The following is a 24,084-nucleotide window of genomic DNA, read 5'->3' on the forward strand; positions in this document are numbered from 1 at the left end:
CAAACAAAGAGATAGGCAGATGATAAGCATCCCCTATAAAATAGCTACAAAGCAGAAGTGCTATGAAGAATCAAGAGAAGTTAAATAGCCCTTTGTGTTTTATAGCCTCTTTTGGATTTTTCAGTAGAGTTATATCTACATGTAAAGGAATATCTTTGCGCAAAACTATCCAAAGGACAAGCATACTTATTATGGTACTTATGAAAAATGGGAAAATCATATTTGCAAAAAAAGTTCCAAAGCCTATGTTGAAATAGTTAGCTGTAACTATATTTGTTAAGTTTGAAAATACAAAAGGCAAAGAGGCACTATCACTTATAAACCCACCAGCAAGTAAAAATGCAAGAATTGTTTTTGTGTTTAATCTTAGTATATTCATCTTTGCTAAGAGGATAGGAGTTAAAATCAAGGCCGCTCCATCATTTGCAAAGAGTGCAGAGACAAGAGCGCCTAAAATGATAGAGTAAAAAAACATCTTCCTTCCACTACCACCAGAGAGTTTTGCCATCCAAAGAGCGCAGTATTCAAAAAATCCTATCTTATCTAAAATCATGGAGAAGATAATTATGCCTATAAAAGCGAGTGTTGCATCCCAGATGATATCAAAAACAGCTATAACATCATCAAAATTCACAACGTCAAAAACAAGTGCGACAACTGCGCCAGATATAGCTATAGTTCCTATTTGAAACCCACGAGGCTGGGTAATAATTAAAACAAGAGTTACAAGAAATATCGAAAATGGAAGTAGCATTAGAGCTCATTTTCTACAATTGGAATGAGTTTAGTTTTTATCTCATTAAATGTTTTAACAAACTCTGCGTACTCCTTGCCATCAGGATCTTCAAAGCCTACATGTATAACTTTCGCCTTTTTTTCAAATATCGGACATGACTCTTTTGCATTGTCACATACAGTTATAACTAAGTCAAAATCAATATCTTCTATCTCTTTGGTAGTTTTTGAGTGATACTCATCTCTCCATATATCAGCTTGAAGCAAAACTGCTTTTGCATTTGGATTTACGACTCCACTTGCCCTTACTCCTGCACTATAAGCTTTAACACCTTTTACATGTGCATTTATAAGAGCTTCGGCAATGATAGAGCGACAACTGTTTCCTGTACATAAGACTAATATTTTTTTATTCAAGATTGCATCCTTTTTTTTGTAATGATATATTTATCTCTAGAGAGTTGATCTCTTTTAAAATAGATGCTCTAAACTCATCTATAGGTTCTATAACACTGTAAAAAGCCCATCTGCCACGTCTGTCAACCTTTAAAAATCCTGCATCTTTTAAAATTTTTAGATGTCTTGATATACGAGATTGAATCATTGAAAATGAATTTTCTATATCACAGACACATACTTCACCACTTTGATTTATATAATGAAGAATCTCAACTCTAGTGTAATCATTTACTGCGCCAATAGTTTTTAAAAAAACATCCATATACTACCCCTTGTTAGAATTTTCAAAATTATAACAGGATACAAACAATATATCAAGATATGTTGATATATTGTTTGTAAGTTTTAAAATAAGTAGCTTATAGATAAATCATAATAAAGGTGTTTTTCTTAAATCAATAAGAGAAATAGCCAATATTATAATTTCTACTAAATATTCCTAGTTAAGAGAAGTTTATTTTTTGGAATTTTTATAGTTATAGTTGTGCCGACATCTTTGATGCTTTTGAGTTCAATTTTGTAGTTATGAATATCTAAAATCATCTTTACAATAGAGAGCCCTAAACCAAACCCTGCATTTTTTCGCGAACGGGCTTTGTCTGCTCTATAAAATCTATCAAATATAAAAGGCAAATCTTCATCGTTTATACCATACCCGTTGTCTTTAATTTCAAGTAGATACTCTTGGCTGGTCTCATCCATTGAAATCTCTATAACTGTGTCGTTATTGCTATAGGTTATTGCGTTTTTGATGATATTATTGATAGCGATTTTTAAAAGTGTCTCATTCGCGTATATTGTTGATGGGATAATCTTTTTTATAACTATATCTATATTTTTATCTTTGGCTAATTTTCTCATTCTCAAAGCTGTATCTGTAACTAACTCATCTAAATATATCTCTAAAAAATTGCTCTTCATCTCAGAGGTATCTTTTTTAGCAAGAAAAAGGAGCTGATTTATTATCTTTTGAATACTAATGCTCTCTTCTAAAATATCCTTTAAGATATCTTTGTACTCCTCTGCTGATCTTTCTTGTTTTAGGGCTACTTCTATCTCTCCGCGAATAACAGTTAGAGGGGTTTTTAGCTCATGCGAGGCGTCATGAGTAAATGAGGTAATCTTGTTAAAAGAGTCTTCTAGGTTGTTTAGAAGATGGTTGAAAGTGGTAACAAGCTCTTTTATCTCGCTTGGAATGTTATCTGTGCTTATGCGCTTTGAGAGGCTATTTGCAGAGATTGATTTTACAGACTCTACAACACCTTTTACAGGCAAGAGAGTCTTATTTATAAGCATATTTGCAATAAGAAGAAAGAGTATTAAAATAATCGGAGTTGCAACAATCAAACTATATGAAAGTTGCTTAACATATGGGGAATCAATGTCGTTTTCAATAGCTAGCTGTATAAAAACTTTACTATTGTCTTTTTCAAAAATCAGCATAGAACTTACACGATAGATATCTTTGTTGAAGTAGTAGATGCCATTAATATGGCCCATCACATTAAGAGGTATCTCAAAGAGATGGCTCATCTCTTGCGAAGAGGTACTCTCATATTCTATAGTTTTACTCTCTTTGTTATAGTAGATGATTTTTAAAAAAAGAGGATCAATTAAAAACTCATCTAGGAGTTGAGCCGTAAACTCTTTTGCGTTTGGATAAACGTTATCTTTAAATTCTGGTAGCCGATATTCAAACTTTTGAGCATTTGGATAAGCATTGTCTTTAAATTCAGGTACAACATCTAATGAGATCATTTTAAGCTGAGTGTCTGTTGTATTTAAGACAGCCTTTTTTGCTGTGATATATATAAAACCGCCATAAATAAAAAGAATTATAAAATTTATAATAAAGAAATAAAAGAGAAGTTTTAACCTTAGGCTTTTAAACATTTTTATCACTTAGCATATAACCGAGTCCTCTTACAGTGTGGATAAGTTTTAGCTCATAATCTTTATCTATTTTATTGCGCAAACGGTAGATATATACATTTACAATATTACTCATACTCATCTCCGCCATATCGCTAAGATTCTCTTTGATGATAGTCTCACTTAAGAGCTTTTTTTGGTTCCTTGCTAAGTATTCAAGCAGGGCGTACTCTTTTGCGGTTAGGTTGATTTTTTTATCTTGGCGCTTTACTTCACGCCGAGCCGTATCTATAGTTAAATCAGCTATAGTTATGGCACTTGAGAGTGTTGAGGTAGTTCGCAGTTTTACGCGGATACGAGCTAGAAGCTCCTCAAATGAGAATGGTTTTGTCAGATAATCATTTGCTCCGCTATCAAGCCCCTCAACCTTATCTTTAACAGAGTCTCTTGCAGTTAGCATAATGATTGGAGTGGTTATATTTTTGCCTCTTATATTTTTACAAACATCCACTCCACTAAGCCCATGAATCATCAAATCTAGCAAAACTAAATCATAAGCATTAGTCTCTACAAGATAGATAGCTTCATACCCATTAGTTGTAACATCAACACTATATGCCTCTTCTTGCAAGCCCTTTTTTATAAAAGAGGCAATTTTTTCATCGTCTTCAACAACCAATATTTTCATGAGTTATAAGCTTTCCCAAATTATCAAAATCCAAGTTATTACAAAAACAGAGATAGATAAAAAAACAACACTGCTTCCTATGTCTTTTGCCCGTCCAGCAAGAGGATGATGCTCAAGCGTAACCAAATCAACAACCCTCTCAATAGCGCTGTTGATAGCCTCTGCTATTAACATGCCAAAGAGTGTTATAAACATAAGCAGCTTGTTAGTAATAGAGGCATCTAGGAAGAAAATAACAGGAACTAAAGCAATAGCTACAAAGAGTTCAATCTTAAATGAGGTTTCACTACGTAGCAAATCTTTTAATCCCTTTATTGCATAAGATGTGTTTTTAAAAAAATTATATTTAGGTTGATTTCTCAATTGGCTTAATCCTTAGGTTTGTTATAGATTCTTTAGTAGATAAAGCTCTATTTTCGTTTGTAAAAAATTATCACTATTTTATTAAAACAATATGAACAGAAAATGACAATCTGTTCATATTTATATATGAAGAAAAATTCATCCTTACTTCACTTTGATTTCATCACTATAGCCTAATCTTTCACAATTTATTTTAAGGATTTTTATGCAAGATAGTATGAGAAGCAGATTTCATTTTATAGGGATAGTCTTTTGGTTTTTTTTAGTAATCTCTACCATAACAAGAACAGTGCTTCTGGTTAAATCAATAGATGTAGTGAGTTTATCCATTTTAGAGATATTAAAGATTTATATTATTGGTGCTTTTTATGATTTTATAAGTGCTGGATATTTAGTTATTCCTTTTGTAATCTATCTATTTTTAATTCCGCAAAAAATCTTCAACCATAAAGTTCATAGATATCTTGCTTATGCCTTTACTTATGTTCTTTTGTTTGGTGCAGTTTTTCTTGCATTTAGTGAGTGGTTTTTCTGGGATGAGTTTAGTGTAAGATTTAACTTTATAGCAGTTGATTATCTAATCTATACAAAAGAAGTGATAGGAAATATAAAAGAGTCTTACCCAATGGGACTGCTTTTGAGCATTATAGCAATGACTTCAGGAGTGCTTTTTTATCTTTTATATAAAACAAAAAGAGTTGAGAATCTCTTAAGAGATAAAAGCAGTATGAAACAAAGAGTAAAACCGACTCTAATCTATCTTCTTATACCAATAATCTCTTTTGCCCAAGTAACAGATAGCTTCTCAAAATTTTCTACAAATCAGTACAACAACGAGTTAAGTAAATCTGGGCTTTATTCGCTCTTTGGTGCTTTTAGAAATAACACTCTTGATTATGATACATTTTATCTTAGTGAGGATGAACTGAGTGCTGTATCTAACCTAAAGAAGTCTTTATCATCAACTAACTCTACGTTTTTAAATGATGGTGGAGTCACAAGAGATATAGTAAACAATGGTCAAGAGAAAGATTACAATGTAGTTATGATAGTTGTTGAGAGTTTAAGTGGGAAATTCCTCGAGTCTCTTGGAGGGGATAAAGGATTAACCCCAAATCTTGATTCAATCATAAAAGAGAGTATGTTCTTTAATAATTTTTATGCAACTGGAACAAGAACCATAAGAGGTATGGAGTCTATTACACTCTCTGTTCCTCCGATGCCGGGACGCTCTATCGTTAAGCGGCCAGATAATCATAACATGTACTCAAGCGGTTTTATATTTCGCGATAAAGGGTATGAGACAAAATTTATTTATGGTGGATATGGCTATTTTGATAACATGAATGAGTTCTTCTCAAATAATGGGTTTGATATCGTAGATAGATCAAACTTTAGCAACGAGGAGGATACGTTTCATACTGTTTGGGGAGTATGTGATGAAGATCTGTTAAACAAAACACTCAAAGAGGCTGACGCTTCATACCATGCACACAAACCGTTTATGAGCTTTGTTATGACTACAACAAACCATAGACCTTATGACTATCCTAATGGACGTGTTGATGTGCCATCTCACACTGGAAGAGATGGTGCTGTAAAATATACTGATTATGCAATCGGTGATTTTTTAAGTAAAGCTAAAAATAAACCATGGTTTAAAAACACTATTTTTGTAATAGTTGCTGATCACTGCGCTGTAAGTGCAGGAAAAGTTGAACTTCCTCTTGATAAATATCATATTCCTATGATTGTTTATGCGCCAGAGATTATTAAACCACAAGTTATTGATAAACTCTCAAGCCAAATAGATGTAATGCCAACACTATTTAGTATGTTAAATTGGTCATACAAGAGTAAGTTTTACGGAAGGGATATATTAGAAGAGTCATTTGAGCCAAGAGCGTTAGTTGGAACATACCAAAAGTTAGGATTATATAAGGATGATGTTTTAAGTGTCCTCTCTGTTGGAAAAAAATTAGACAGCTATAAGGTTTTAGAACAAGATATATTCTCTACAAAATATAAAGAAATCCCTGTAGATAAAGAGAAAAAAGATGAGATACTTAGTTACTATCAAAGTGCAAGTTATTTACAAAAGAAAAAATTAGATAGATATGATAATTGATAGAAAAATTTTAATTACTTTTATAATCTTAATAAGCATATTTTTTCTTTTTGAGTTTACTAATATAGACCTATTTGTAGAGAGTTTTTTTTATGATAATGTTTCTAATAAGTGGATGCTAAAACATGTAAAAGAGAGTTTACTAGATACTATTTTTTATACGGGAGTGAAAAAAGTAATTATTTTATTTACTGTTTTTATTCTGTTTTTGTATCTTTACTCATTTAAAGCCTCGGCTATCAAACTAAAAGAGTATAGAAGTGGACTATTGATTGTTTGGTTAAGCGTGGCTATTGTTCCATTTGTTATTGGGCTCTTAAAAGCTACAACAAATGTACCTTGTCCATGTGATAGTCTCTATTTTGGTGGAAATTATCCATACATTAAGGCTCTTGATTCAATGCCACAAGAGATTTTAAAAAAATTTAAGTGTTATCCAGCAGGCCATGCAAGTGGTGGCTTTGCCCTGATGTCGCTTTTCTTTCTTTTCGAATCAAGAAGAAATAAGATTTTAGCTTTAACTGTGGCACTAACGATTGGCTGGAGCATGGGTTTATATAAGATGTTTCTTGGAGACCATTATCTAAGCCATACAATTATAACAATGCTATTATCATGGCTTTTAATACTCATAATAAAAAAAGTTGTAAATAAATATTGCAAATTGTAATATTTTTTAAAGATTGAATATTTTTTTTATATCATTATAAAAAAAAGATGGATAAGTTATGATTTTAGGAAAATGCCCATGTTGCAAGGATGGCAGCATTGAAGTAAGAGACAAAGAAGTAAGCGGCAAAAAAGTAAAACTTTATGCTTGCTCAAATGCTCACTGGAGTACAGAAGATGGCGAGATGTTTGAGCCTACTGCAGAGTCAACATGCAGTTTTAGAATCTGGCAAAATGCACTAGCAAAGTATGGAAAATGGCTTTCATATAAAGAGGTAAGAGAGCTTTTAGAAAATGAGAGCATAGAAGTGGAGCTTTTGAGTAAAAAATATGGTAAAAAAATCTACTACAACAAATATATAGCTATAAATGAAGAGTATGGAGTTAGTGTATTATGGGATTAAGTTGTTAAAAAAAAGAGCTTTTACAAAATGAAAGTTACAAAACTAAACAACTTAATAAATCTTTTACATTTGTTTGTGTATAATCCACATCCGCTTTGCTGTTTTAACAAAAGACTAGAGTGTTTTTGTTTATATAAATGTGTATAGACGAAAGTATTGGTTAATTTACACTTAACCTACAAACAGCAAATGGTGTGGCTAATTTAGAGGTTTCATTAACAAATAAGAGCTGGATTTTATTCAGATTTTATGAGAATTTATTGTAAGGACTTTCGATGAAAGTAAGAGCTTCAGTTAAGAAGATGTGTGACGACTGTAAAGTTGTTAAGAGAAAAGGCATTGTAAGAGTGATCTGCAAAGTTAAAAAACATAAACAGAGACAAGGATAACCATGGCTCGTATATCAGGTGTTGATTTACCAAAGAAAAAGAGAATAGAGTATGGTTTAACATACGTCTATGGGATTGGTCTTCATGCTTCTCGCAAAATATTAGATGCGACAGGTATAGACTATAACAAAAGAGTTTACGAACTAAGCGAAGATGATGTTGCTGCGATTACAAAAGAAATCCGTGCTAGTCATGTAGTTGAGGGTGATCTTCGTAAACAAGTTGCAATGGACATTAAAGCACTTATGGATTTAGGTTCATACAGAGGTCTTCGTCACCGTCGTGGTCTTCCATGCCGTGGTCAAAAAACTAAGACAAATGCGCGTACTCGTAAGGGTAAACGCAAAACTGTCGGCGCAGCGTAAGGATTAATAGATGGCAAAAAGAAAAGCTGTTAGAAAAAAAGTAGTAAAGAAAAATATTGCACGTGGTATTTGTCATATCTCTGCATCATTTAACAATACACTTGTAACTATTACAGATGATATGGGTAACATGATTGCTTGGAGTTCTGCTGGTAGCCTTGGTTTTAAAGGTAGCAAAAAATCTACTCCATTTGCGGCTCAAGCAGCTGTAGAAGATGCGATAGCAAAAGCTCAAGTACATGGTATAAAAGAACTTGGTATTAAAGTTCAAGGTCCTGGTTCAGGAAGAGAAACTGCAACTAAAGCAGTTGGCGGAATTGAAGGTATTCGTGTAACATTTATGAAAGATGTTACTCCATTACCACACAACGGATGTCGTGCGCCTAAGCGCCGTAGAGTTTAAGGAGATTACTGATGGCAAGATATAGAGGTCCAGTAGAGAAAATCGAGAGAAGATTTGGAGTTAGCCTTAACCTAAAAGGAGAGCGTCGTTTAGCAGGTAAATCTGCATTAGAAAAACGTCCTTATGCTCCAGGTCAGCACGGTCAGCGTCGTAAAAAAGTATCTGAATACGGTTTACAGTTAAATGAAAAGCAAAAAGCAAAATTCATGTATGGTGTTTCTGAGAAGCAATTCCGCGCACTATTCGTTGAAGCAAAAAGAAGAGATGGAAACACAGGTACAAACCTTGTTACTTTAATTGAGCAAAGATTAGATAACGTTGTTTATCGTATGGGATTTGCTACAACTCGTCGTTTTGCACGCCAATTAGTTACGCATGGTCACCTTTTAGTAGATGGCGCAAAACTAGATATCCCTTCTTACCGTGTAAGACCAGGACAAAAAATTGAGATTCGTGAGAGTAGTAAAAACAACTCTCAAATTGTTCGCGCAATTGAACTTACAAGTCAAACTGGTCTAGCTCCATGGGTTGATATTGATGCTGATAAAAAATTCGGTATCTTTACTCGTTTACCAGAGCGTGAGGAAGTTGTTATACCAGTAGAAGAGCGTTTAATCGTTGAACTTTACTCGAAATAATAGTTAAAATAAAAGGCGTAAGAGACATGAAAAAGATTAAAATTATTCCACTTGCTCCTCAAGAGTTTGAGGTAGAACAAATTAGTGAGAATGAAGCTAATATAATGGCGTATCCTTTTGAAACTGGATTTGCTATATCTTTAGCTCATCCACTTCGCCGCTTTTTGTTAAGTAGTTCAGTTGGTTGTGCACCAATAGCTATTAAGATTGAAGGCGCTAAGCATGAGTTCGATTCAGTGCGTGGTATGCTTGAAGATATTTCAGATTTTATTTTAAATCTTAAAGATATTCGTTTCAAGCTACTTGGTGGTGCTACTGAAGCAGAGGTTAGCTACAGTTTTACCGGTCCTTGTGATATAAAAGGTGGCGATCTTTCAAATGATGAAGTTGAGATAGTTACTCCAAATTCTCACCTTGCTACACTAAATGAAGACTCTACACTAAACTTTAGTATTAGAATCGCACAAGGTATCGGCTACGTTGCTAGTGAAGATACATATGATGAACTACAAGAGGGTTATATAGCACTAGATGCTTACTTTACTCCTGTTCGTAGTGCAACATATAAAATCGAAAATGTATTGGTTGAAGATAACCCTAACTTTGAGAGAGTTATTATAAATATCAGAACTGATGGACAAATAAGCCCATTAGATGCATTTAGAAATTCATTAGAAGTTATGTATGCTCAACTTGCTGTATTTAATAGTGAGATTAGTGTAAAAGCTCCAGCTACAATAGAGAGAGCTGAAGAGAGCCCAGATCTAAAAAAATTAACAGCGCATATCGATAGTTTAGGTTTAAGTGCAAGAAGTTTTAACTGTCTTGATCGCTCAAGCATTAAACTAATAGGTGAAATAGCATTAATGAGTACAAATGATCTTAAAAATGTTAAAAACCTAGGTAAAAAATCATATGATGAGATTGTAGAAAAACTTCAAGAGTTTGGTTATGAAGTTGGTGGCGATCTTACAGATGATGTAGTAAGTGCATTAAAAAAGAAAATAGAAGCTTTATAAGCTAAAGAGGAATTATAGATGAGACATCGTCATGGATACCGTAAACTAGGTCGTACAAGCTCACACCGTGCAGCTTTACTGAAAAACCTTAGTATTTCGTTAATTGAACATGGTAAAATTGAAACTACTGTAGAAAAAGCAAAAGAGTTACGCTCTTATGTTGAAAAACTTATCACAGTTGCTGGTAAGAATGATTCAAATGCTCATAAAGCAGTATTCGCGGCGCTTCAAAGTAAAGAAGCAACAAAAACTTTAGTAAATGAAATAGCTCCAAAGTACGTTGATCGTGCTGGTGGTTATACTAGAATTACTAGAACACGTATTCGTCGTGGTGATGCTACTACTATGGCTTTCATAGAATTAGTATAACGGAGAAGGACTAAAGTCTCTTATCCTACGCTAACGTTGAGTTTACCCTAAGGGAAAGACTCTGCGTCAAGCCCACACACAATAATTGTGCTTTTAATTATGTAAACCACTTAGCTAAACTTCCCAATCCTAAAATACTTAAAATACAAAGAGAGACATTATGAGTAATTTCGCATTTGGAACTTATAGAATAAGTGATTTAAACCCTCAACATATCCAAGCACTAAAAGAGGCTATTGAAGCCGGTATAACGCTGATTGATACTTCATCAAACTATATGGATGGTGGAGCAGAAAGAGCAATAGCTCTTGCTATGAGACTAGCTGAGAGTGACATTAAAAATGAAGTTGAGATAGTAAGTAAATTTGGATACATCCAAGGTAGTTCACTTCATGAATACAGAGCAAATTTAGCAGAGAAAAAATACTCAAAAGATGTTGTTAAATATACTGAAGATTGCTACCACTGTATCTCAAAAGAGTTTATGCATGAAGAGCTAACTGCCTCACTAAAGCGCTTAGAAGCCACTAGTATAGGGTGTTATCTAATTCATAATCCTGAATACTATATCATAGAAGCTATAAAAAATAATATCCCAAAAGATTATAGATTAGATGAGATGTATAGAAGAATAGAAGATGCTTTTGTTGGTTTAGAAGAGGAGATAAAAAAAGGAAGAATTTCATCATATGGTATTAGCTCAAATAGCTTTTCGCTTCTTGAGAGTGATGATGAATTTCTACCTTATGAAGATCTTCTAACTTTAGCTCAAAATGCAGCAACAATTGTAAAAAATAAAAAACATAGTTTTACTACAATAGAGCTTCCTATAAATATGTTAGAGATTGATGGACTAAAATGCGCCTCGTGGGCAAAGAAAAATGGGTTGAGGGTTTTAGCAAACAGACCTCTTAATGCAAGGTACTTAAATAAAATGTACAGATTGGCTGATTATACAGAGAGTAGAGACTATTACCACTACTTTAATGAGCTTATAGAGTTTTGTGATAAAGATGAGTTTAGAATTCTTTATAATCTTTTAGAAGAGATGGAAGCTTCAAAACACAAGTTTGATTGGATAGGCAGTTACGACATTTTTCTTTATACGCAGATAATTCCACATATAAAAAAGGCATTAGAAAAATTTGAAGCAGATGAGAGAGAAAATATCATTAACTCAATTAATCTATTTTTGATAGAGTACCGCAAAATGGTTGAGTATGAGTGCTCAGTGCGTACAAGAGACGAGCTGAAAGAGTTTTTTAAAGAACCTCACATCCCAATGCAAGAGGCTGCAATTAAATTTTTAATGAAATGCGAAAATGTCGATTATATAATTGTTGGAATGAGAAAGCCTTTGTATATACATGAAATCCTTTGCTTAAGAGGATAGATGATATCTTTTATCGCTTGTTAAGGGATTTTGTCATATCTTATCAAGGTAATAAAGATATAAATTTTAAAGGATGGGCATGATTCCATTTACAGATGAAGAGTTAATGAATCCAGTGAGAAACGTAATTGATAAAGTTCGTCCTTCTTTAGCATTAGATGGCGGAGATATAAGTTTTTTAACAGTTAAAAACTCAACAGTATATATTCAATTAAAAGGTGCTTGTATTGGATGTGCAAGTAGTGGAACTACTCTAAAATATGGAGTAGAGAGACAACTAAAGATGGATATCCATCCAGATATAACAGTCATAAATGTACCAGTTGGTATGGAAAACGATATAGACAATTTATAAAAAAATGGCAGAAAAAATGGCAATTAGTAAATTTAAAATATTATCACAAGCTAAAGAGAGCTTCACAAAGTCTGATTATAAGAATGCATTAGAAAAGTTTGCTTCAGTTTTGCAAAATTTTCCTAATTCTAGAGAGGCTTATAATGGCGTAATATTAGCAGAAATGGCACTTAGTGGCGAAGGCGGTGCTGAGGCACTTTTTGACTACTATGAGGTTTTAAAAGAAGAAGATAAAGAACAAGCTGATGCTATTATGAGTGAAATATTAAAAACTATGGATGGTTCATTAGAGAAGTTAAGAGAAGTCTTTTCAGAGCCTCTGCGAGATAGAGTAGAGCTTGAAGATGGAATTTTATACCAAGATTTTAAAAAACTAGTGGACGAGGGCGGAAATTTTAAAGAGATATTTGAAAACATAATGTTCTCAACCCGTGTTATTATTACTCAAAAAGAGGATTTTGTTGATTTTTTAGATAAGTTGATAGAAAATAACTTTACAGAGATGGCGCTTACATACCTTGAGAATGCTCTAAGCGTTTATCCAAGTGATATGGTACTTAGAAAGCTTCTTAAAAAATTAGCAAAAGGTAAAATAGTTGAAAATTGAGATACCACAAGAAGCCTTTAGATATATAACAGAAAATTCACAAGAGTGTGATGCGCAAACAGCTTTTGTCTTAACTCCGCAAAATGAGAAATATCTTCAAAATGCAAAAGATAATGGTGCGCACTCTATTATAAATATAAAAGAAGTTGCAAAACTATTTGGAATTGATAAGATAAAGATTGTAGGTATTACAGGAACAAATGGTAAAACTACAACTGCTAGTGCGATATACTCTTTTTTACTTGATTTAGGTTACAAAGTGGCTATGCAAGGAACACGTGGCTTTTTTATGAACGACAAAGTTATAGAGGAGAAGACACTAACTACTCCATCGCTCTTAAATACGTACAAACATATCTACCAAGCAGTAAGTGAAGAGTGTGATTTTTTTATAATGGAAGTAAGCTCTCATGCGATTGTGCAAAAAAGAGTAGAAGGGCTTACTTTTGAGCTTAAAGTTCTTACAAATATCACACAAGATCACCTTGATTTTCATAAAACGATTGGTGAGTATATTGCAGTAAAAAATAGTTTTTTCCAAGATGATGGCAGAAAACTTATCAATAAAGATGAGCCAAAATCATCATTTAATTTTAAAAATACGTTTACGTATGGTATAGAAAACTCAGCAACATATAGGCTAATTGCATATTCACTAAACAATGCATCAAGCGGAATCATTCAGCATTTTGGTGAAGTTGTTCCTTTTACATCTGCTCTACATGGTTTTTTCAATCTTTACAATCTTATGGCAGCAATCGCAGCAACGCACCTTCTAAGTGGTAAAAAACTTGAAGATGTAGCAGCGGTAGTTGATAATTTTGCTGGGGTAAGTGGAAGAATGGAGCAAGTTAGCGAGAATCCAAATGTAATAGTAGATTTTGCACACACTCCAGATGGAATACAACAAGTTTTAAATGCACTAAAAGAGAAAGAACTTTTAGTTGTTTTTGGAGCTGGTGGAGATAGAGATAAAATCAAAAGACCTCTCATGGGCAGAGTTGCGGCTAGTTTAGCAAAAAAACTATACATCACAAGTGATAATCCAAGAAATGAAGATCCACAAGAGATTGTAAATGATATTTTAGAAGGTATTGAAGATAAGAGCATTGCTGTAGTTGAGCTAAACAGAAGAAAAGCGATTGAGAATGCTCTTTTTGAGCAAAAAAATGATGAAGTTGTTGTAATCCTTGGAAAAGGTGATGAAACTTATCAAATCATATATGACCAGAAGCTTCCATTTGATGATAGAGAAGTGGTGAGAGAGATATTAAAGAGTAAAGTAATTTAAATCTTAAGTATATGAACTTCTGTACATGTGCTGTTTTTTATCTTATCCTTTTTCGATATAATTGCTAAAATTTTTTATAAGGGTGGTTTTTATGGGAATTCCTCAACCAGCATTTTATATATTTAAGTGTGAACAATCGGCTCCTCCGGGTATGCCAAAACCTTCATGTGTTACACCGCAGACTCAAGATTTGTTTCAGCATTTAGCACAAAAATTGATGAAAGAGGGTGTCATGGGAACAGTACAGCCTATTCGTACTTCATGTTTAAATCGTTGTAGTTCAGGTCCAGTTATGCTTGTAGAGCCAGGACATTTTATGTATGCAGCGCTTACAAAAGAGAAGATTGACAGAATCATAGAAGAGCATATTATTGGTGGCAAAGTAGTTGAAGAGTTTCTTATAAGTTCTGAAGTGTGGGATGAGCCAATTTCACCATGCGATATGAAAAAACAGATGGGAATGTAAAAAATGACAATAGAGATGTTGTATAGTAAGATTCATCGTGCTACAGTTACTGATGCTAACTTGAATTATGTTGGTTCTATAACTATAGATGAGGAGCTATTAGAGGCTTCTAAGATGAGAGTTGGACAAAAAGTTGAGATTTTAAACATCAATAATGGTGAGCGATTTTCAACATATATTATCTTAGGCGAGCGTGGTAAGAGAGATGTTTGTTTAAATGGCGCAGCCGCTAGAAAAGTTCATAAAGGTGATAAAGTCATTATAGTTGCTTACGCTACATATGATGAAAAAGAGCTACAAACTTATAAACCTACAGTTGTTTTAGTAAATGAAGATAATAATATAGAAGAAATTTTAGAGAGTATCTAGAGTTATGTTTGGAAATTTAGGTGATATGAGTAAAATGCTTGAAGGTATGCAAGAGAATGCAAAAAAACTTCAAAGTGAACTTGAGTCTAAAATTTTTAACGTAAAAAGTGGTGGCGGAATGGTAGATATCACTATAAATGGGAGTGGTGAAGTAACTGATATAGCTATTGATACTTCACTTCTAAATGATAAAAAATCATTAGAAATTCTGCTTATTGGCGCAATAAATGATGCTAATAAAATGGTTGAGCAAAATAGACAAAATAGTGCTCTAGGAATATTAGGCAAAACAAACCCTTTTGGGGGTAAGTAGATTGTTAAAGCTACTCTTAGCACTTAGTTTACTTTTTTTAAATCTATATGCATGTAAAGGTGGCACTCAGTCTTGCAAGCAAAAAGTCTTTGATTCATGTGCAATAACAGAGCAAAGAGTACAAATCCCCATACAAAACAATCAACTACTAATCTTCTCAAGAACTCCTCCAAAAGAAAAAATACTCAAACATGATCCATTTTTATCTCTATATATCATCCAAGATACAAGAAAATTCAAATACCCTTTCAAAATAAATAATAAGCTTTCATTAGGTCTTATTGGAGTTGACAATCATAAAGCAATAAAAGGCAAGATAGTAAAAAAACAACTTGGACTAGAGAACTTTGCAGTATTTAGCCAACCACTCTCTTCTCCAAGTGTTCTTCTTAATAGCTGTTGTGATTTAGAGGGCATTGTGACAGAGAGAGGAATCATAGAAAAAGAGTATATAGAGCGATTTATAAAGATAAAAAATGTATCTTATGGCGACTTTGGAATTAGAGTAAAAGATGAAAAATCCTCAGTAGTTGTAAAAGAGAGTAACCCATTTGTAAAATTAAATCAGCTAAAAGTGGGAGATATTATCTTAGAACTTGATTCAAAGAGAGTTAAAGATAGCGCATCATTTATGAGAGATATGCTCTTTGGCTTAGTTGGCTCTACTCATAGTATAAAGGTTAAAAGAGAGAATAAAATACTCACTTTAAAAGCAATAACACAAAAAAGAGTAGATAATGTATATTTAGAATTTTTAGGTTTGTCCTTTGATAAAAATCTCCTCATTATAAAAATAGAAAAAAAAGCAGAGCACTTTGAGCTTAAACTGGGAGATAGACTACTCCAAGCTAACACTAAATACATTAAAGATGCACAAGACATATTTGATGAAACATACAATCTTAAAAATCCTCTAAATCTTCTTTTTGAAAGAGAGCATTTTCAGTTTTTTGTGAAAGTAAATTAGATACAATTTCGCATGCAAAACTTTGAAAATTTTCTACTAAATCATCTACCAACTTCAAAAAGTATACACCCAACATACGAAGAGGCAGTTCAAAAAATGCTCCTTGCTGGAGGGAAAAGATTTCGCCCAGCACTTCTTCTTGGAGTTGTAAATGCATATAATCCTCTTTTAGTAGGAGGAGCATACCACGCAGCTTACGCAATTGAGCTTTTGCATACGTACTCACTCATACATGATGACTTACCATCAATGGATAACTCTCCACTTCGCAGAGGCGAGCCAACACTTCATGTCTTGTTTGATGAAGTTACTGCGATTTTAGCAGGGGATGCGTTAAATACATATGCTTTTGAAGTTTTAAGTAATGCTCCTTTTTCAGACTTTACAAGAGTAGAACTTATTAGAGAGTTAGCAACAAATGGCGGGCTTAATGGTATGGTCCTTGGTCAAGCAATTGATTGTTATTTTGAAAATAAGATGCTTAGTTTAGATGATGTAAAAGTCCTTCATATAAACAAAACAGCAAAGCTTATTGCTGCTTCACTTAAAATGGGTGCAATTATCGTAGGTGAGGAAAAACTAGCGCAGACTCTTTATGACTTTGGTATAAAACTTGGTCTTCTTTTTCAGATTCAAGATGATATTTTGGATGTTACACAAAGCTCGCAAGAGGCAGGAAAGCTTACAAACAATGATGAACAAAAAAATAGTTTTGTAACAATTTTAGGGCTAGATGAAGCACTAAAAGAGGCAAATACTTTGGCGCTTACTCTTTTACAAGAGATTGAGAGCTTTGATGAGAAACTAAAAAATGAGTTCTCAAAACTTCTAACACACTACATAAATAGACATAAAAACTAAAAAAAGGCAAAGATAAAATGAGTAATAAAATGCGCCAAAAAATGGCAGATAGCATAAGATTTTTAGCAGCAGACATGGTACAACGTGCAAACTCTGGCCACCCAGGGGCGCCTATGGGACTCTCAGATATAGCAGTTGTTTTAAGTGAGCATTTAAACCATAATCCAAAAAATCCATCTTGGCTAAACCGCGATAGACTTGTTTTCTCAGGAGGGCATGCTACTGGACTTATATATTCTCTTTATTATCTTTGGGGATATGGTTTAACTATTGATGACTTGAAAAATTTTCGCCAACTAGGCTCAAAAACTCCAGGGCACCCTGAATATGGTCACACTGAAGGCGTAGAGATAACTACAGGACCACTTGGTCAAGGTGTTGCAAATGCTGTTGGCTTTGCAATGGCTTCAAAATTTGTAGGTGCTCAAGTTAATTCAGACACGGCAAAAGTGATAGATCATAAAGTTTATTGTTTATGTGGTGATGGAGATTTAGAAGAGGGTTTAAGTTATGAGGCTTGTTCTATTGCAGGACATAACAAACTAGATAATCTTATACTTATTTATGATTCAAACCGCATAACTATTGAAGGTTCAACTGATTTGAGTATAAGTGAAAATATTCGTCTTCGCTTTGAGTCACAAAACTGGAGTGTATTAGAGTGCGATGGTCATGATTTTGATGAGATTGAGAGTGTAATTACAACTGCAAAATCTAACTCTAAACCGACACTTATCATAGCTCATACAATCATTGCAAAAGGTGCTCTTAGTCTTGAGGGATCTCATCACTCTCATGGTGCGCCACTCGGAGCTGATGTAATCGCAACATCAAAAGCAGCAGCTGGGTTCGACTCAACTAAAACATTTCATGTAGATGCAGATGTTTTTGAGCGTTTTAGATGTGCTGTAGAAAAGGGAGATTTAGCAGAGCGTGAGTGGATTCATAGCTTAAAGACTCTTCCTTTGATGGAGCAAAATGAGGCATTAGCTGCACTTCAAAATCCAGACTTCTCAAGAATAGTATGGCCGAGTTTTGATAAAGCAGATGCAACAAGAAACACAAACGGAAAGATTTTAAATGCTATTGCTAGAGCTCTTCCTAACTTCTTGGGTGGTTCAGCTGACCTTAGCCCATCAAACAAAACAGAACTTATAGATATGGGAGCTTATCCAAAGGGGAAAAATATTCACTTTGGTATTCGTGAGCATGCAATGGCATCTATCACAAACGCCATTGCACTTTATGGACCTCTTATGCCATTCTCGGCTACTTTTTTTGTTTTCTCAGACTATCTAAAACCAGCGGCTCGTATAGCAGCACTAACTGGAATCCAACAGTTTTTTATCTGGACGCATGATAGCATTGGTGTTGGTGAAGATGGACCTACTCATCAGCCAATAGAGCATTTAAGTCAATTTAGAGCACTCCCAAACTTCTATGTCTGGCGTCCAGCAGATGGTGCCGAGAACATTGTAGCTTGGCAAGTAGCTCTACAGATGAGTAAATCTCCATCAGCTTTTGTTTGTTCACGTCAAAATCTCTCAGTTCTACCATGTGCTCTAAAAGGTTCTGCTTCAAGAGGTGGATATCTTTTAGCAAGCGATGAAGGCTCAACTATAACGCTTATGGCTAGTGGAAGTGAAGTAGAGTTAGCACTTAACACAAAAGATGCATTAAATGCAAAAGGTATAAAGGCTGATGTTGTTTCAGTTCCATGTTATGACCTTTTTATAGAGCAAGATAAAGAGTACATAGACTCAATCATTAAGCCTCAGAATAAAAAAGTTGCGATTGAAGCAGCAAGAGGTTTAGAGTGGTACCGTTTTGCTGATGAAGTTATCGGAATGGATACTTTTGGAGCTTCAGCGCCTGCTGATAAGCTTTTTGAGAAATTTGGTTTCTCAGTAGAGAGTGTTCTGTCTAAAATCATATAGATATAACTGTTGGCAAATCGCCAACAGTTAAAATAATAAACCCCATTTAAAACATAACCCCCAAAAAATATTATAAAGTGTTACAAAAATAGATAATATAAAATATTTAATAATTTTTTGTTAAAAATTAATATTCGTTTTATTTTATGTATATATAATAAAACATCTTATGTTAAAAGGAGTTATAAATGAAGTTATTTTCTGTCTTACTTATTGGAGCTACGTTGTGTTTTGGCGCAGTTGATATCAACAAAGCTGATAAAGCTCAGCTTATGGAGATAAAAGGTATTGGTGAAGCAAAAGCAAATGCTATTTTAGATTATAGAAAAGAGCATAAATGCTTTAATGGCGTTGAAGAGATAAAAAAGGTAAAAGGATTTGGCGATAAGTTTTTAGAAAAGAACAAGTCAAATCTTGAAGCAAGTAGCTGTAAAAAGTAGTTATTTAAGCTTACATGTACTCTACATACATGTAAGCTTTTTAATATAATATTTAAACAACATCTTTTAAAACACATCCAATCCCATAAGGTTTTTTTGAATAGTATCTTTTTCCATGCGCCACTATTAAAGCGTGAAACTCTTGATATGTTTTAAGAAGCTCGTTATCATCTTTTATAGATTTCTTTAGTGATACTTCCATAAGGTTTTTAATATCTTTGTATTTAGCATTTGCACTAATAAGACCAAGTTCAATTAAAAATCTTTTAGTGTAAGCATCTACCTTAAATTCTCTCTGGTTATATCCATATAAAAGTATAGAATCAGCACTCTCTTCACCAATCCCAATAACACTTAAAAGTGCTTCTCTTGTTGGTACGCTACCATCAAGGTTTTTGTAAAATCTTATAAACTCCAAAATATATCTTGTTTTTTGATTAAAATATCCAGAGGGCTTGATAGCCTCTTTTAACTCCTCAATATCCATAGCTTCTATGCTATCTATATTTAGGGCACCTTTAATATGCAAATTATTTAATGATTTTACAACTGAAGTAAAAGTTGTATTTTGAGTTAAAATTGAGCCTAAGCAGACTTCAAATATCTCATCTTGGTTTTTTGGAAAGGAGTAGTCTAGTTTGTGATATCCATGACCTATTATCGGCCACCAACCTTGAGGACCGTATAGTTCATAGAGAGTTTTATAGATACGATATATCTTGCTCATAAATACTCTAGCAGTCTAATTCCAACATAAATAGCTCCTAAAAATATAATAGAGGAGATAAATACAAGTGCTGTCACAATTTTTGGCTTACAATCATAAAGTGAGGCAAAGTTCACATTTGCAATGGCTAGAGGAACTAGTAATTCTATGAAAACTATTCCTTTTATCATAGAGTCTAGTTCGATAAAATAGAGAATCAAAAAAGTAAGAGCTGGAAGGGCGATAAACTTCACGCTCATAACCCAGAGGGTTAGTTTTTTGCTTATCTCACTTATCTTAGTTCCATATAGATACATTCCAAACAAAAAGAGTTGCATAACTATAGAGGCGTAAGCTCCCATCATAAGTGCACTCATAACTTCTTCACTCGGTCTATAACCATATGCACTAAGAGCTAAGGCAAAGGCAGCTGCCCAAAGAAAAGGAAGTTTTAGGATGTTTATCAGTGAAGATTTGATGTTAAAAGTTCCTCGTGAGTAGTAGTAAACGCCAACCGTATAGACGATGATTACATTCATTAGGTTTATAACAGTTGTGTAGGGGATAGACTCCTCTCCAAAAATAGCGATATTTAGTGGAATGCCTAAATTTCCCGTGTTTCCTATAACCGCTGCAATTATTGCTATGGAGTACTCTTTTTTATCTTTAAATAGTCTCTTTGCTACAAAAGCTGATATAAAAAGTACTAAGATTATGATAAAAAGATAGATCGATGGAGCAAAGAGAAGCGTGACATCAACAGGGCGGATAAGAAGTCCCCAAAATGTCAGAAAAACTTGTAAAAAATATACACTTATTATCGTTATAGTTTTTTCATCAATACGCTCTTTAAAGCTCATCTTCGCGACAAAGCCTAAAACTATAAAGATATAAATAGCCAAGATTGAAAATAGTATTGAACTCATGAAGCGATTATAGCAAATAGTGTATAATTTCGCACTACAAAAGGGGCAATAGATGCAGAGTATGGAAGAGATAAATGGAGTTATAAAAGAGAATCTAGCAGTAATGCTCTACTTCTCAGCACCTACCTGTAACGTATGTCATGCTCTAAAGCCAAAGCTACTAGAAGCGATAGATGAAAATTTTAAAGAGTTTAAGATAGTGAGTGTTGATATATCAATAGAGCAAGAGATAGCGGCAAACTTTAGTGTTTTTACTATTCCTACTGTTTTAGTCTTTTTGGATGGCAAAGAGTTTCTAAGAAAATCTCGCCACATGAGTGTTAATGAGGTTATAAGAGAGATAAAAAGGCCTTATGAAGTTATGATTTCATAAGACTTTATAATAATATACAAAGAGAAAAATATGTACTATAACGTTTTTAAAAAATATGGAGTTATAAAATAATGAATAAAACTGAATTTCAAAATAATAGATACCAAGAAGATGAGATAGATTTAAGAGAGTTGTTTGAAACTATTTGGGACAAAAAAGTGTTTATAGTTTTATTTACAATGATTGTAACTATTGCCTCAATTGTATATGTAGTATTGAAAAATCCAACTCCAATTTATCAAGGAAAGATTTATATGGAAATTGGGCAAATCCAAAATAAAAATTTTGTACCTGTAATTATTGAAAATGTAAATGATTTAGTAGGAATTTTAAAAATAGAATTAAAAGTAGATGCTTCAATATTAAAAGGAACAACGAAATTATTAGAGATTAGTTTTGATAATGAAGATAAAAAACTTATTACTAATAAATTAAATCAAGTAAAAGACTTTATTATAGAAAAACATAAAAACCAATCATTATTTTATGAGAATGTTATTTTATCAAAACAAATAGGCAATATTATAATATTAGATGAGCCAATAAATAAACCTAAAAAAAGATTAATCGTTACAGTGGCTTTTGTAACAGGTTTAATCTTATCTATATTTATAGCTTTTTTATTGAACTTCTTTAGAGAAGAGAAAAATAAACCTCTTAGCGCATAAAAGCGATTAAAGAGGCAGTAACTGCTACATTTAAAGACTCTACATCTCTATTCATAGGGATATTTATAGAGTCGTTACAAAGCGCTTCAATCTCCTTTGAGACTCCATCGCTCTCATTTCCAAGAACAAATATAGACTTATCTTGCTGTTGTAAATCATAAATACTTTTTTTTGCATGAGAAGAGAGAAGATATATCTTTGTCTCTTTCAACTCTTTTAAAACTTCATCTAAAGTATTGCAGTAGTAAATTGGGAGCTTGAAAAGTGTTCCTGCACTTGCTTTTATCACAAGTGGTGAGATTTTTGCACTATTTTTCTTAGGAAGAATGATTCCATCGACATATCCTGCGGCACATGAGCGAATAATCATTCCTAAGTTTTGTGGGTTTTGGATGCCATCGAGTGCTAAAAGTTTGAATTTTTTTAGATTTTTTATCTCATTTGCATTTTTATACGAGGTCGCGATAATATCAATTGCAACACCTTGATCTTGTTTTGCGTTTTTGCTTATACGACTAAGTGCATTTTTATCATGATACGCAATTGCTATATCTCTTTTTTTTGCTAAAGAGAGAATAGTCTCTATAGCTCCATCACTCTTATTGGAGATGGAGAGGTGTAGTTTATGTATTTCTATTGCATTGTCTTGTAAAATTTCTATAACTACGTTTCTGCCATAAAGAGTAATTAGTTTCTCAAAATATGCTTTTTTATCTTTATACTCTTGTGAATCTTGCAAAATTGTGCCTTTTATTTAATTGAGCAGAATTTTACACTATTTTATGTTTTACGTTAATTAATAGAGTAAAGCTATAGCTGAGAAAATAGTGATATACTTTTTTTTACTGAGAACATAGAGGATTGAGATATGAATACAAATGAAAAATCTTATTGCGACGACAAAGCTACATGTAATATAGAAATACCAGCTATAAAAAACAAAAGACAATACACTTGTCCTATGCACCCTGCAGTGATTCAAGACCATCCTGGCTCATGCCCTAAATGTGGTATGGCACTAGAAGCCGTAGATGTTGAGACTGATGAAGAAAACAAAGAGCTTACAGATATGAAGCGTCGCTTCTGGATAAGTGTTGTTCTTACTCTTCCGGTGTTTATCTTAGCTATGAGTGTGGATATGTTTGCGTCTCTACTCCCTGATGGCGTAAGTATGAAGATGATTCAGTATATAGAGTTTTTCTTAGCTACTCCAGTTGTGTTTTGGGGAGGTTGGCCATTCTTTGTTCGTGCCTTAAACTCTCTGCGTACAATGAACCTAAATATGTTTACTCTTATCGCACTTGGTGTTTTTGTTGCTTGGGTTTATAGCGCTACTGCACTTTTTATGCCAAGCATCTTTCCACCTTTAATGCAGATGAGGGATGGTCTGGTTCATGTCTATTTTGAGGCAGCTTCAGTCATAGTAACGCTTGTTCTTTTAGGACAAGTACTTGAACTTCGTGCTCGCTCACAAACAAATGATGCTATAAAACTTCTCTTAGAACTCTCTCCAGAGATAGCACGGCTTGTTAGAGAAAATGGAGATGAAGAGGATATAAGTATTGAAGATGTAAAGATAGGAGATACACTTCGCATCCGCCCTGGTGAGAAAATCCCAGTTGATGGAGAGGTAATAGAGGGAAGAAGTAGCGTAGATGAATCGATGGTTACGGGTGAGCCTATCGCGGTAGAGAAATTTGCAGGAGAGAAACTTATAGGTGCAACCATAAACTCAAATGGCACTCTGCTTATGAAAGCACAGAAAATTGGCTCAGATACACTATTAGCAAAAATTATAGAGATGGTCTCACACGCACAACGCTCCCGCGCACCAATACAAAAACTCGTTGATGTTGTAGCTGGTTACTTTGTTCCGGCTGTAGTTTTTAGCTCTATCGTGACATTTTTTAT

At 33.6% G+C, this 24,084-nt stretch carries 31 protein-coding genes and 1 pseudogene; 23 read left to right on the plus strand and 9 right to left on the minus strand.

Annotation, left to right across the window (positions count from 1 at the left end):
- The 6 genes and pseudogenes from PHI38_RS03995 to PHI38_RS04020 form a co-directional block, all read right to left on the minus strand.
- A pseudogene (locus tag PHI38_RS03995) lies at nucleotides 1-754 on the minus strand (ArsB/NhaD family transporter); the annotation flags it as partial.
- Nucleotides 754-1,152 (minus strand): arsenate reductase ArsC, encoded by a 399-nt coding sequence (locus tag PHI38_RS04000; RefSeq protein ID WP_299853091.1) that lies wholly within the window; start codon nucleotides 1,150-1,152, stop codon nucleotides 754-756. The gene PHI38_RS04000 and the pseudogene PHI38_RS03995, both read right to left, overlap by 1 nt.
- Entirely contained in the window at nucleotides 1,145-1,456 is a 312-nt protein-coding gene (locus PHI38_RS04005) for a metalloregulator ArsR/SmtB family transcription factor (RefSeq protein ID WP_299853093.1), read from the minus strand. The genes PHI38_RS04000 and PHI38_RS04005 overlap by 8 nt, the downstream gene beginning before the upstream one ends.
- Nucleotides 1,457-1,623: 167 nt before the next feature.
- On the minus strand, nucleotides 1,624-3,087 hold the full coding sequence (locus PHI38_RS04010; protein WP_299853095.1) for an ATP-binding protein: 1,464 nt from the start codon (nucleotides 3,085-3,087) through the stop codon (nucleotides 1,624-1,626).
- Complete coding sequence (locus PHI38_RS04015; protein WP_299853097.1) at nucleotides 3,080-3,754, minus strand: response regulator transcription factor; 675 nt, start codon at nucleotides 3,752-3,754, stop codon at nucleotides 3,080-3,082. The genes PHI38_RS04010 and PHI38_RS04015 overlap by 8 nt, the downstream gene beginning before the upstream one ends.
- Nucleotides 3,755-3,757: 3 nt before the next feature.
- Nucleotides 3,758-4,117 carry a diacylglycerol kinase gene (locus PHI38_RS04020; protein ID WP_299853099.1) on the minus strand — a complete coding sequence of 120 codons (360 nt, stop codon included), beginning with the start codon at nucleotides 4,115-4,117 and terminating at the stop codon, nucleotides 3,758-3,760.
- 205 nt (nucleotides 4,118-4,322) lie between these two features.
- Between PHI38_RS04020 and PHI38_RS04025 the strand changes: the two genes are divergently transcribed.
- The 20 genes from PHI38_RS04025 (at nucleotide 4,323) to PHI38_RS04120 (ending at nucleotide 19,500) form a co-directional block, all read left to right on the plus strand.
- The gene (locus PHI38_RS04025; protein WP_299853101.1) at nucleotides 4,323-6,245 is read left to right on the plus strand and encodes an LTA synthase family protein; all 1,923 of its coding nucleotides are present in this window, start codon (nucleotides 4,323-4,325) and stop codon (nucleotides 6,243-6,245) included.
- A complete protein-coding gene (locus tag PHI38_RS04030) occupies nucleotides 6,235-6,915 on the plus strand; it encodes a phosphatase PAP2 family protein (RefSeq protein ID WP_299853103.1) in 681 nt (226 codons plus the stop codon). Before PHI38_RS04025 ends, PHI38_RS04030 begins: the two co-directional genes overlap by 11 nt.
- Nucleotides 6,916-6,973: 58 nt before the next feature.
- Entirely contained in the window at nucleotides 6,974-7,318 is a 345-nt protein-coding gene (locus tag PHI38_RS04035; protein WP_299853105.1) for a hypothetical protein, read from the plus strand.
- Between the two features lie 275 nt (nucleotides 7,319-7,593).
- The gene (rpmJ, locus tag PHI38_RS04040; protein ID WP_011371958.1) at nucleotides 7,594-7,707 is read left to right on the plus strand and encodes a 50S ribosomal protein L36; all 114 of its coding nucleotides are present in this window, start codon (nucleotides 7,594-7,596) and stop codon (nucleotides 7,705-7,707) included.
- 2 nt (nucleotides 7,708-7,709) lie between these two features.
- Entirely contained in the window at nucleotides 7,710-8,072 is a 363-nt protein-coding gene (gene rpsM, locus PHI38_RS04045; RefSeq protein WP_299853109.1) for a 30S ribosomal protein S13, read from the plus strand.
- A gap of 10 nt (nucleotides 8,073-8,082) precedes the next feature.
- Entirely contained in the window at nucleotides 8,083-8,475 is a 393-nt protein-coding gene (rpsK, locus tag PHI38_RS04050; RefSeq protein WP_299853111.1) for a 30S ribosomal protein S11, read from the plus strand.
- Nucleotides 8,476-8,486: 11 nt separating this feature from the next.
- Nucleotides 8,487-9,113 (plus strand): 30S ribosomal protein S4, encoded by a 627-nt coding sequence (gene rpsD, locus PHI38_RS04055; protein WP_299853113.1) that lies wholly within the window; start codon nucleotides 8,487-8,489, stop codon nucleotides 9,111-9,113.
- A 26-nt stretch (nucleotides 9,114-9,139) separates the two neighbouring features.
- Entirely contained in the window at nucleotides 9,140-10,132 is a 993-nt protein-coding gene (locus PHI38_RS04060) for a DNA-directed RNA polymerase subunit alpha (RefSeq protein ID WP_299853115.1), read from the plus strand.
- An 18-nt stretch (nucleotides 10,133-10,150) separates the two neighbouring features.
- Entirely contained in the window at nucleotides 10,151-10,501 is a 351-nt protein-coding gene (gene rplQ / locus PHI38_RS04065) for a 50S ribosomal protein L17 (protein ID WP_299853117.1), read from the plus strand.
- A 160-nt stretch (nucleotides 10,502-10,661) separates the two neighbouring features.
- Nucleotides 10,662-11,894, plus strand: coding sequence for an aldo/keto reductase (locus PHI38_RS04070; RefSeq protein ID WP_299853119.1), 1,233 nt, complete (start codon nucleotides 10,662-10,664; stop codon nucleotides 11,892-11,894).
- Between the two features lie 79 nt (nucleotides 11,895-11,973).
- Entirely contained in the window at nucleotides 11,974-12,249 is a 276-nt protein-coding gene (locus PHI38_RS04075; RefSeq protein WP_299853121.1) for a NifU family protein, read from the plus strand.
- A 16-nt stretch (nucleotides 12,250-12,265) separates the two neighbouring features.
- The gene (locus tag PHI38_RS04080) at nucleotides 12,266-12,856 is read left to right on the plus strand and encodes a hypothetical protein (RefSeq protein ID WP_299853123.1); all 591 of its coding nucleotides are present in this window, start codon (nucleotides 12,266-12,268) and stop codon (nucleotides 12,854-12,856) included.
- Nucleotides 12,846-14,147 carry a UDP-N-acetylmuramoyl-L-alanyl-D-glutamate--2,6-diaminopimelate ligase gene (locus tag PHI38_RS04085; protein ID WP_299853125.1) on the plus strand — a complete coding sequence of 434 codons (1,302 nt, stop codon included), beginning with the start codon at nucleotides 12,846-12,848 and terminating at the stop codon, nucleotides 14,145-14,147. Before PHI38_RS04080 ends, PHI38_RS04085 begins: the two co-directional genes overlap by 11 nt.
- A gap of 91 nt (nucleotides 14,148-14,238) precedes the next feature.
- Nucleotides 14,239-14,613 (plus strand): (2Fe-2S) ferredoxin domain-containing protein, encoded by a 375-nt coding sequence (locus PHI38_RS04090; RefSeq protein ID WP_299853127.1) that lies wholly within the window; start codon nucleotides 14,239-14,241, stop codon nucleotides 14,611-14,613.
- A gap of 3 nt (nucleotides 14,614-14,616) precedes the next feature.
- Nucleotides 14,617-14,982 (plus strand): aspartate 1-decarboxylase, encoded by a 366-nt coding sequence (panD, locus tag PHI38_RS04095; RefSeq protein WP_299853129.1) that lies wholly within the window; start codon nucleotides 14,617-14,619, stop codon nucleotides 14,980-14,982.
- 4 nt (nucleotides 14,983-14,986) lie between these two features.
- Nucleotides 14,987-15,295, plus strand: a complete 309-nt coding sequence (locus tag PHI38_RS04100) for a YbaB/EbfC family nucleoid-associated protein (RefSeq protein WP_299853131.1) — start codon at nucleotides 14,987-14,989, stop codon at nucleotides 15,293-15,295.
- 1 nt (nucleotide 15,296) lies between these two features.
- Nucleotides 15,297-16,262: a PDZ domain-containing protein gene (locus tag PHI38_RS04105; RefSeq protein ID WP_299853133.1), complete on the plus strand. Its 966-nt coding sequence runs from the start codon at nucleotides 15,297-15,299 to the stop codon at nucleotides 16,260-16,262.
- Between the two features lie 12 nt (nucleotides 16,263-16,274).
- Nucleotides 16,275-17,123 carry a polyprenyl synthetase family protein gene (locus PHI38_RS04110; RefSeq protein ID WP_299853135.1) on the plus strand — a complete coding sequence of 283 codons (849 nt, stop codon included), beginning with the start codon at nucleotides 16,275-16,277 and terminating at the stop codon, nucleotides 17,121-17,123.
- A 17-nt stretch (nucleotides 17,124-17,140) separates the two neighbouring features.
- Nucleotides 17,141-19,060: a transketolase gene (gene tkt / locus PHI38_RS04115; protein ID WP_299853137.1), complete on the plus strand. Its 1,920-nt coding sequence runs from the start codon at nucleotides 17,141-17,143 to the stop codon at nucleotides 19,058-19,060.
- Nucleotides 19,061-19,248: 188 nt separating this feature from the next.
- Entirely contained in the window at nucleotides 19,249-19,500 is a 252-nt protein-coding gene (locus PHI38_RS04120) for a helix-hairpin-helix domain-containing protein (RefSeq protein ID WP_299853139.1), read from the plus strand.
- 52 nt (nucleotides 19,501-19,552) lie between these two features.
- Here the strand turns inward: PHI38_RS04120 and PHI38_RS04125 are convergent, their stop codons facing one another.
- Entirely contained in the window at nucleotides 19,553-20,227 is a 675-nt protein-coding gene (locus PHI38_RS04125; RefSeq protein WP_299853141.1) for an endonuclease III domain-containing protein, read from the minus strand.
- Nucleotides 20,224-21,132 carry an AEC family transporter gene (locus PHI38_RS04130; protein ID WP_299853143.1) on the minus strand — a complete coding sequence of 303 codons (909 nt, stop codon included), beginning with the start codon at nucleotides 21,130-21,132 and terminating at the stop codon, nucleotides 20,224-20,226. Before PHI38_RS04130 ends, PHI38_RS04125 begins: the two co-directional genes overlap by 4 nt.
- A gap of 52 nt (nucleotides 21,133-21,184) precedes the next feature.
- Here PHI38_RS04130 and PHI38_RS04135 point away from each other — a divergent pair, with 52 nt between their 5' ends.
- Together PHI38_RS04135 and PHI38_RS04140 are read left to right on the plus strand one after the other, a co-directional pair.
- Nucleotides 21,185-21,505: a co-chaperone YbbN gene (locus tag PHI38_RS04135; protein WP_299853145.1), complete on the plus strand. Its 321-nt coding sequence runs from the start codon at nucleotides 21,185-21,187 to the stop codon at nucleotides 21,503-21,505.
- 71 nt (nucleotides 21,506-21,576) lie between these two features.
- On the plus strand, nucleotides 21,577-22,173 hold the full coding sequence (locus tag PHI38_RS04140) for a Wzz/FepE/Etk N-terminal domain-containing protein (RefSeq protein WP_299853147.1): 597 nt from the start codon (nucleotides 21,577-21,579) through the stop codon (nucleotides 22,171-22,173).
- On the opposite strand, the gene rlmB is transcribed toward PHI38_RS04140, so the two are convergent.
- Nucleotides 22,163-22,912 carry a 23S rRNA (guanosine(2251)-2'-O)-methyltransferase RlmB gene (gene rlmB / locus PHI38_RS04145; RefSeq protein WP_299853149.1) on the minus strand — a complete coding sequence of 250 codons (750 nt, stop codon included), beginning with the start codon at nucleotides 22,910-22,912 and terminating at the stop codon, nucleotides 22,163-22,165. The genes PHI38_RS04140 and rlmB overlap by 11 nt on opposite strands.
- 129 nt (nucleotides 22,913-23,041) lie before the next feature.
- Between rlmB and PHI38_RS04150 the strand changes: the two genes are divergently transcribed.
- A partial coding sequence (locus tag PHI38_RS04150; protein ID WP_299853151.1) for an HAD-IC family P-type ATPase occupies nucleotides 23,042-24,084 on the plus strand: 1,043 nt, incomplete at its 3' end.

It is taken from the genome of Sulfurimonas sp. (assembly GCF_028694895.1).
Classification (GTDB): Bacteria; Campylobacterota; Campylobacteria; order Campylobacterales; family Sulfurimonadaceae; genus Sulfurimonas.